General features: G+C 59.7%; 8 protein-coding genes. 1 reads left to right on the forward strand and 7 read right to left on the reverse strand.

Features of this window, described 5'->3' with window-relative positions; translation table 11 throughout:
• Positions 1–211: 211 nt before the first annotated feature.
• From B5T_RS22070 to B5T_RS22080, 3 genes are all read right to left on the reverse strand, one after another.
• Entirely contained in the window at positions 212–1,846 is a 1,635-nt protein-coding gene (locus B5T_RS22070; protein ID WP_014996751.1) for a fatty acid--CoA ligase, read from the reverse strand.
• 113 nt (positions 1,847–1,959) lie between these two features.
• Positions 1,960–3,342 (reverse strand): class II fumarate hydratase, encoded by a 1,383-nt coding sequence (locus B5T_RS22075; RefSeq protein WP_014996752.1) that lies wholly within the window; start codon positions 3,340–3,342, stop codon positions 1,960–1,962.
• Between the two features lie 101 nt (positions 3,343–3,443).
• Entirely contained in the window at positions 3,444–3,920 is a 477-nt protein-coding gene (locus B5T_RS22080) for a MaoC family dehydratase (RefSeq protein ID WP_014996753.1), read from the reverse strand.
• A gap of 196 nt (positions 3,921–4,116) precedes the next feature.
• On the opposite strand from B5T_RS22080, the gene B5T_RS22085 reads away from it, so the two are divergent.
• Positions 4,117–5,166 carry a Fic family protein gene (locus B5T_RS22085; protein ID WP_014996754.1) on the forward strand — a complete coding sequence of 350 codons (1,050 nt, stop codon included), beginning with the start codon at positions 4,117–4,119 and terminating at the stop codon, positions 5,164–5,166.
• 43 nt (positions 5,167–5,209) lie between these two features.
• Here the strand turns inward: B5T_RS22085 and mnmE are convergent, their stop codons facing one another.
• From mnmE to rpmH, 4 genes are read right to left on the reverse strand one after another with little or no spacing between them, the layout of a single operon-like run.
• On the reverse strand, positions 5,210–6,586 hold the full coding sequence (gene mnmE, locus B5T_RS22090) for a tRNA uridine-5-carboxymethylaminomethyl(34) synthesis GTPase MnmE (RefSeq protein ID WP_014996755.1): 1,377 nt from the start codon (positions 6,584–6,586) through the stop codon (positions 5,210–5,212).
• A 54-nt stretch (positions 6,587–6,640) separates the two neighbouring features.
• Positions 6,641–8,380 (reverse strand): membrane protein insertase YidC, encoded by a 1,740-nt coding sequence (gene yidC / locus B5T_RS22095; RefSeq protein ID WP_041717182.1) that lies wholly within the window; start codon positions 8,378–8,380, stop codon positions 6,641–6,643.
• 40 nt (positions 8,381–8,420) lie between these two features.
• Complete coding sequence (gene rnpA, locus B5T_RS22100; protein WP_041717183.1) at positions 8,421–8,813, reverse strand: ribonuclease P protein component; 393 nt, start codon at positions 8,811–8,813, stop codon at positions 8,421–8,423.
• A gap of 46 nt (positions 8,814–8,859) precedes the next feature.
• Complete coding sequence (gene rpmH / locus B5T_RS22865) at positions 8,860–8,994, reverse strand: 50S ribosomal protein L34 (RefSeq protein WP_081586937.1); 135 nt, start codon at positions 8,992–8,994, stop codon at positions 8,860–8,862.
• Between the last annotated feature and the right edge of the window lie 353 nt (positions 8,995–9,347).

Below are 9,347 nucleotides of genomic sequence, written 5' to 3' on the forward strand. Positions count from 1 at the left end.
AAAAGATCAGGCAACCGAAGATACCGGCTCTGTCACAGGCCGGTAAGAAAGGATTGTTCTGTATTCCGTGGATCGGACCCGGGAACCCGCCCGGGGTTCAAAGGCGCTTACATTTGATACAACAGACCACGGAGTATGACACCGCATTGTGCAGTCATTATGTGACAGGGGGAAGGGCAAGCCGGCGGGAGGGCTCCCGCCGGCCGGGGGGTCAGACCAGTTCCGCGCGCATCTTTTTCTTGTCCAGTTTGCCCACGGAGGTGCGCGGCAGCTCCTCCACGAACACCACGCGATCCGGGATGCCATAGCGGCTGATCATGCCCTTCTCAGCGTAACCGGCCACCATATCGATGATCGGCTGCGCTTCCACGTCGGCGCCCTTGACCACCAGCGCCACCGGACGCTCGCCCCATTTCTCGTCCGGCACGCCCACCACCGCGCACTCGCGCACGGCGTCGTGCTGAAGAATCAGGCTCTCCAGATCCAGGGAAGATACCCATTCACCGCCGGTCTTGATCACGTCCTTGATGCGGTCGGTGATTTTCAGCCAGCCGTCGGCGTCAATCACGCCGATATCCCCGGTATGCATCCAGCCGCCGCGCCACAACTCTTGAGAGTTGGACTCGTCCTTCAGGTACCCCTGGGTCAGCCAGGGGGCGCGCAGCACCAGCTCGCCCTGGGACTTGCCGTCATGGGGCACATCGTTCATATCCCCGTCGACGATGCGCCATTGCACCATGGGGACCGGGCGGCCGGTGCGGGTGCGGTAATCCGCCTGGGTTTCCAGGTCGGCCTGTTCCAGTTCCGGCGTCAGCAGTGCCAGGGAGATCAGCGGGCAGGTCTCGCTCATGCCGTAACCGCTGTAGATGTCGATGCCGCGCTCCAGGGCGCTTTGCGCCAGCGGCTTGGGCAACGCGGAACCGCCAATGATTACCTTCCAGCCGCTCAGATCGATGCTCTTCACCGCTTCTGACTGCAGCAACATCTGGATAATGGTGGGCACGCAGTGGGAGAAGGTCACTTTCTCGGTGAGCAACAGCTTGAGCAGGGTTTCCGGCACATAACGGCCCGGATAAACCTGCTTCACGCCCAGCAAAGTGGCGACGAACGGCACACCCCAGGCGTGCACGTGGAACATCGGCGTGATCGGCATGTACACGTCGTTCTGATTGAAACGGCCGTGACCGGTACCGGTCAGAGCGGCACGACCGGCAAAGGTGTGCAGTACCAGTTGCCGGTGGGAGAAGTACACGCCTTTAGGCAGGCCCGTGGTACCCGTGGTGTAGAACGTGGTGGCACGGGTATTCTCATCCAGCTCCGGGAAATCGAATTGCGCGGAAGCCTGGGCCACCAGCGCCTCGTACTCACCGGCCAGATCGATGGCGGTGTCGGTATCGCCGCCCTCGTCATCCAGCAGGATGTAAGTCTTGACCGTCTCGATACGGTCCTTGATCTGATCCAGCACCGGCAGGAATTCCCGGTTCACCAGAATCACATCATCCTCGGCGTGGTTGATGGTGTAGAGAATCTGCTCCGGGCTCAGACGCACGTTCACGGTGTGCAGCACCGCGCCCATCATCGGCACGGCGAAGAAAGCTTCCAGATAACGGTGGGTATCCCAGTCCATCACCGCAACAGTGTCACCGGGCTTCACCCCTTGTTGCTGCAAGGCACTGGCGAGACGAGCAACCCGCTCCCCCATTTCCCGATAGGTCATCCGCCGCTGATCGGCGTAGACGATTTCCTGATCGGGTGCGTTGCGAACGCCGGCCTCCAGGATACTGTTGATCAAGAGCGGTGATTCCACGGCTTCCGCGGTACGCTGGATGGTCAGATCGTTGCTCATCGGTTACTACTCTCCATCACGTTACGACTCTCCGTCACGTTTTTATTGTCACAAAAAAAGCCCGGCGCCAAGCCTGTCACAGCTTATCGTCGAGGTCACGACCGGCGGCTGACTCAAGAGTCAGAGGCCGCCGGATGTGTCAGTTTGAGCGGGTCGAGCAAAGCGGTGAGTTGCTCCACCGACAGGTCGGTTTGCTCCGCCGCCACATCGATCACCGGCCGGCCGCTGGCGAACGCCTGTTTGGCGATGGCCGCCGCCTTCTCATAGCCGATCACCGGGTTCAGAGCGGTGACCAGGATCGGATTGCGGCCCACACCCTCGGCCAGATGCTCACGGTTGTAAGTCAGCCCGGAGATGGCCTGGTCCGCCAGATTCCGGCAACTGTTGGCCAGCCACTCCACCATATCCAGAAGGTTGGCGGCCACCAGCGGCAACATGACGTTGAGCTGAAAGTTACCGCTCTGCGCCGCCACTGTATTGGCCTGATCCAGACCGATCACCTGGGCGGCGACCATGGTGGCGGACTCGCAGATCACCGGATTGACCTTCCCCGGCATGATCGACGAACCCGGCTGTGTGGCCGGCAGTTGAATTTCCGCCAGACCATGAATCGGACCGGAGTTCATCCAGCGCAGGTCATTGCTGATTTTCATCAACACCACCGCCAGACCACGCAACGCCGACGACAGTGCCAGGGGGGCATCCACGGCGCTCTGCGCCACGGCCGGGTACGGCATGGCGGTAAACGGATGCCCGGTTTCATCGGACAGCGCATCGACGAAGCGCTCGGCGAACTCGGCATGGGCGTTGATACCGGTCCCCACCGCGGTACCGCCCTGTGGCACGGCATGCAGCTCATCCCGGGCAACCGCCAGACGCTGGCTGGCGGCCTGCAGTTGCAGCACCCAGGTGCGCAACTCCTGCTCCACCGTCACCGGCATGGCGTCCATCAGGTGGGTGCGGCCGGTTTTGACCAGATCCTTGCCTTCCCCGGCCTTCGATCCCAGCGTGGTGATCAAAAGCTCAAGGGCGGGCATCAACTGTTCGTTAACGGCCATCGCCGAGGACACATGAATGGCGGTGGGAATGGTGTCGTTACTGCTCTGGCCGAGATTGACGTGATCGTTGGGATGCACGTCCACGCCCTGAGTCTGGCACAGATGGGCCACTACCTCGTTGACGTTCATGTTGGTGCTGGTACCGGAACCGGTCTGGAACACGTCCACCGGGAACTGATCCCGATGCTCACCGTTGATCAGCGCTTCGCAGACCGAACGGATAGCGTCACCCCGTTCCTCGGACAGCAGCTCCAGATCCACGTTCACCGAGGCCGCGCAACGCTTGATCCGGGCCACCGCCTGAATGAACCGAGGCGGTAACCGGCGCCCACTGATCGGAAAGTTGTCCACCGCTCTCTGGGTCTGCGCGCCCCAAAACGCAGCCTTCGGAACCTGCACTTCGCCCAAGGAATCCTTTTCAATCCGTACGTCGCTCATGACCGTCCTCCTCAGGAAGTGAAAGGTCAGTATCGGCAAGGCCCGGTTGGACGTCCAGGGTGGCGCCGGCAATTCCGGTCATAGTCGTGACCGATACAGCATCAAACCGGTCGCTTGAGAATCAACCCCATGCCTTTGAAACTGGCCACCACGTCGCCATGCTGATTGACGCCTTCCATCAACGAGTAGATGAGGCCGCGATCGGGCTTGGAGCGGGACGGGCGCGCCTCCAGGACCGTGGCGCGCATGGACAGCTTGTCCCCCGGGCGTACCGGTTTGTGCCAACGCACCTCATCCACCCCGGGGGAAGCCAGCCCCGCCACGGTGGAAACATAGTTATCCACCATCAGCCGCATCATCAGGCTCAGGGTGTGCCAACCACTGGCGATCAGCCCCTGGAAAGGACCGGCCGCGGCGGCCTCGGGGTCGGTGTGCATCTTCTGGGGGTCGAAACGGCGGGCGAAAGAAAGCACCTCTTCCTCCTCCACCGCAATGGAGCCCAGGTCATAGGTCGTACCCACCTGGTAATCTTCAAAATAGCGGTCGTCCTGGGGCTTGCTGAAGTTCGTTATTGTCATCGTGTTCTCCCGTGCAAACGAAAGATCCGATCATAGCCTCCAATGCCATGATGACAATGAGTTCCCGTGAGTAATCGCCGCTCAGACGTTCATTCCAGAATAGGTGTAATTGGGTATTGTAATGGAGGGCCATAGGCCACAAAAATGGGTTTAAATGGGTGTATTAATGGTTCCCAGCGAGTGTATAGTGGTATCCATGATTCGAACCGACTCCCTCCAGATCACCCCGGAAATTCTGGGATTGATCGCCAGTATCGACGAATTCAAGGGCGCGTGGCGCGCCCTGGGCACTCTGGCACCTGACCGGCTGTCAGCATTGCGGCAAGTGGCCACTATCGAAAGCATTGGTTCTTCCACACGCATCGAGGGCAGCCGCCTGTCGGACCGGGATGTCGAGCGCCTGCTATCCAACCTGCGAATCAATAACTTCACCAGCCGCGATGAACAGGAAGTAGCGGGCTATGCCGAGGTGATGGATCTGGTGTTTGCTTCCTGGCGGGACATCAGCTTGACGGAAAATCACATCAAGCAACTGCACCAGAACCTGCTGGTCTACAGCGACAAGGACGCACGGCACCGGGGTCACTATAAAAGCTCGAACAACAGCGTGGCTGCTTTCGACGAAGCGGGCAATTCTCTGGGCATCGTGTTTGAAACAGCAAGCCCATTTGATACTCCTCGTCTGATGACCGAACTGGTTAACTGGTTCAACAAGGAACGTGCAGCGGACCATCTCCACCCCCTCCTGCTTATCGGCATCTGGGTCGTCGTTTTCCTCGAGATTCACCCCTTTCAAGATGGCAATGGTCGTTTGAGTCGGGTGCTAACTACCTTGCTGCTGTTGCAGACCGGCTACGCCTATGTGCCCTATAGTTCTCTCGAAAGCGTGATCGAGCAAAGCAAGGAAGCCTACTATCTAGCCCTTCGACAGACCCAGGGCACCATCCGTACCGACTCACCTGATTGGCAACCCTGGCTGCTTTTCTTCCTGAAAGCTCTGGCCGAGCAAGTTCGCCGGCTCAACCGCAAGCTGGAACGGGAAAAGCTGGTATTGGCCGCCATGCCAACCCTCGCCTTGCAGATTGTGGAGTTCGCCCGCGAGCATGGACGCATTACCATGGCGGAAGCGATTCGTCTGACTGGCAGTAATCGCAACACTCTCAAACAGCATTTTCGGGCGCTGGTGGAACAAAGGCATCTTGTGCGACAAGGTGCTGGACGAGGCGTTTGGTACGAGCTGAAGTAGTTGACCGAGGTGACCTGACCGGGCACGCAACCAGAAATCTGAATTATTTGCCGATACAGAACGACGAGAAAATCCGCCCCAGAAGATCGTCGGCGGTAAAGGCCCCGGTAATGTCTTCAAGGGCTTTCTGTGCCGCGCGCAGATCCTCGGCAAGCAGTTCGCCGGCAGCGTGATCACCCAGTTGGCGCTGACCTTTATCGAGCGCGGCCAGGGCCTGCTCCAGAGCGGTGATGTGGCGGCGGCGGGCGGAAAACGGGCTTTCGTCGGTACTCTGGTAGCCGGCCACGGCTTTGAGGTGATCGCGCAGCGCATCCAGACCCTCTCCCGAGGTGGCGGAAATCACAAAGGTGTCCGGGTGGCCGTCCAGGGGGCCGGGCTCCATTCCGCTGAGATCGGCCTTGTTGAGTACGATGGTGATCGGCAGTTCCAGGTTTTCCAGCTGTTTCTGGCTGTCCGGCAGTAACAGGGCAGGCTCCTTCAGCGCTTCGACTCCGGTTTGGGAATCCACCACCACCAGCAGCCGGTCCGCCTTGCGCATCTCCTCGTAGGCCCGACGAATCCCCTCTTGCTCCACCCGGTCCGGACTTTCACGCAGGCCAGCGGTGTCGATCACGTTCAACGGCAGGCCGTCGATCTGGATCGATTCACGCAGAACATCCCGGGTGGTGCCCGGCACTTCGGTAACGATGGCGGCGTCGAAACCGGCCAGGCGGTTCATCAGGGAGGATTTGCCGGCATTGGGCCGCCCGGCGATGACCAGGGTCAGCCCTTCACGGACCAGACGCCCCTGGCGGGCGGTAGCGAGCACCCGGTCCAGTTGCCCCAACAATGCCCGCAGGTCGGCGGCCACCCGTCCGTCGGAGAGAAAATCGATCTCCTCCTCGGGAAAATCAATGGCGGCTTCCACATAGATACGCAGCTGGATCAACTGCTCCACCAACCGGTTCACTTCCTCGGAAAACGCCCCCTGCAGGGAGCGCAGAGCGGCTCGGGCCGACGCCTGAGTACCAGCATCGACCAGATCGGCGATGGCCTCCGCCTGGGCCAGATCCAGTTTGTCGTTCAGAAACGCCCGCTGGGAGAATTCACCGGGCCGGGCCTGACGGGCCCCGTGGTAAAGACAGGCACGCACCAGCATGTCCAGCACCACCGGGCCGCCATGCCCCTGGAACTCCACCACATCCTCGCCGGTGAAGGAGCCGGGGCCGGGGAACGACAACACCAGCCCCTCATCGATGACCTCTCCCCGTTCATCACGAAAACGGCGGAAATGAGCCTGACGCGGGTGTAATGGCCGGTCGCCGACCACGCCGGCGGCGATTTCCAGCGCCCCATCACCGGAAAGCCGCACCACGCCGACACCGCCACGACCGGGGGCGGTGGCGATGGCGACGATGGTATCGGAATCAGTGGCGGACATGACGTGCTTACCCGGAACCGGAATCACAAAGGGGGCCAACGGCCCCCTTTTTCATCACTCCCGCTCGATTCGGCGGGTAATGATGTATTGCTGGCCGATGGACAACAGGTTGTTGGTCAGCCAGTAGAGTACCAGACCCGCCGGGAACCACAGCATGAAGACCGAGAAGATCACCGGCATCCATTTCATTACCTGAGCCTGGGTGGGATCCGCCGGCGTCGGATTCAGACGGGTCTGCAGGAACATGGACGCGCCCATCAGAATCGGTAAGACGAAGTACGGGTCCATGACCGACAAATCCTGGATCCACAGGAAGAACGGCGCCTGACGCAACTCCACGGATTCCAGCAGCACATAGTACAGGGCGATGAACACCGGCATCTGCACCAGAATCGGCAAGCAGCCGCCGAGCGGATTGATCTTTTCCCGCTGGAACAGCTTCATGGTCTCCATTTGCTGTTTCTGCTTGTCGCTCTTGTGCTCTTCACGAATGCGCTGCATCTCCGGTGCGACCTTCCGCATCTTGGCCATGGAGCGGTAGCTGGTGGCACTGAGTTTGAAGAACAGCGCCTTGATGACGAAGGTCAGCAGGATAATCGCCACACCCCAGTTGCCCACACCGGCGCCAATATCCATATTCAGACCGAAGATGGAGAGCTTGCCACTTTGCAGGAACACCAGCAGAGCAAAGATCGGCTGGGACAGGAACCACAACCAGCCGTAGTCCACGGTCATGTTCAACCCGGGGCTGATGGCTTCCAGGTGATCCTGGATTTTCGGGCCGGCATAGAACTCGGCGTACATCTGCCCGGTTTCGCCGGGCGCCACTTTCTGGCCCTGGGACACGAATCGCAGCAGGTACTGATCACGGTTCTTCTGATACACCGTGGAATAGGTCTGCTGCAACTGCGGGTCAGGAATCCAGGCGGACAGGAAATAATGCTGAACCATGGCGATCCAGCCACCTTCCTGCGTGGTGCTCAAGGCGGCGTCTTCCATATCGCCGAATTTCAACTTGTTATACGGCTTCTCGCTGGACCAGTAGGCGGCGCCCAGATAGGTGGGCATGGGCGCGAAGCCCTGCTTGGACAAGCCCGGATCGTCACCACCGTCCCGTTTGATCTGGCCGTAGAGCTGACCGTTCCAGGTTTCTGCGCTGTTGTTCTCGACAATGTGGGTCACCCGCACCAGGTAACTGCCGCGCTCGAACGTGTAGCGCTTGGTGATCCTGGCGCCGTTGTCCTGGGTCAGCGTCAGATCCACATTCAGTTCATGGGCATCGCCCATCTGGTAACTCTGCTCGGCACTGCTCCACACCGGGCGCCCGGAAGCGGAATCGGTGCCATTGGTGCCGATCAGACCCGTCTGAGCCACGTAAGTGCGGGAAGAGGTGTTTTCCAGCAGTACAAAAGGCTGGTCCGGGGTGTCGGCATGGCGCGGATAAGCCGGCAGGCTCAAGCGCACGATGTCGCCGCCACGGGGATCGATTTCCAGGTTCAGCACATCGGTGGCGACATGAATGGCCCCGCCGCTTTGCGCTTTGTTGTCCGGAATGCTGTCGCTCACTTCTCCGCCGGGGATGGAGGATGCCGTCGGGTCGGTATGCTCCTGCGGATCGGGCACCAGGTCGTTACCCGTGGTATTGGCGTTGGCATCGGTGTTATTGCCCGCCACTTGCTCGCTGATTTGCGGCTCGACGGTGTCCGGGGCGGCGTAGTCTCGCTGCCAGGCCTGAATCATCAGGTAGGAGACAACGGCAATGCCCGTAATGACAAGGGCTCGGGGGATATCCATAGCTTTGTATTCGGCTGGCGGAAAAGCGGGGGGCAGTTTCTCAGTCTTGCCTACGCTTGGCAAGCAGCTTGTCGAACAGCCGGGCTAACTGAGGGGTCCAGTTTTCCTTTCCGGCCGGCAGGGGACCGCGTATCAACACCACGATATCGAGGCCAGCCAATTCCTGCTGGCGCAGACGAAACTGTTCCCGGATACGGCGTTTCACGGCACCACGGTCCACGGCGCGGCGGATGCGACGTTTCGCGATTACCAGGCCCAGACGTGGAAAGGGTTGGCCGGTTTCCCGAGCCAGTAGCAGAAAACATTGCTGACCAATGCGCCAGTCGGCCTGGTCGAACACAGCCTGAAAGGCTTTGCCGTCAAGCAGGCGCAGATTGCGGGAAAACCCGAATCGTGGAGAGGAATTCTGGGGAAGAGCTGCTGATGGGCTCACCGTGTCTGATACCCCGGTGATGCCACCAGAAGAGACAGCGATTGGCTTATACAGCCAACCGCTTGCGACCTTTGGCGCGACGAGCCGCCAATATCTTACGTCCGTTTTTGGTAGCCATGCGAGCGCGGAAGCCGTGGTTACGTTTACGCTTCAGGTTGCTCGGCTGGAATGTGCGTTTCATGGCGGCATCCCCGCTGTGGAAGTCTTAAGAGGGCGCGGATGTTAGCCCCGGCTTGCCTTGCTGTCAAGCGCTTTGCTGGGGGGCACGGTTTGCTTATCAATATCTTTAAATATTTATTTTCTTATTTAGTGATAGTAGTTCTTATAGGCAAAGCCAATTCTGGGGATAAGCTTGAAAAGTGTAAGTAGATCAGTGTGTTGCGGTGTGAGTAACCGACGTATAACTGTGTGTAACTCCTGGTGACTAAGCGGGGACAAGCTGTCCGGAACTGTGGGAGAAATCGGTTCAACCGGTTATCCCCATACTTATACGTGCCCCTGCCAACAGGGTTACGGACCTAGTTATCCACAGAA

Source organism: Alloalcanivorax dieselolei B5 (genome assembly GCF_000300005.1).
GTDB classification, from domain to species: Bacteria; Pseudomonadota; Gammaproteobacteria; order Pseudomonadales; family Alcanivoracaceae; genus Alloalcanivorax; species Alloalcanivorax dieselolei.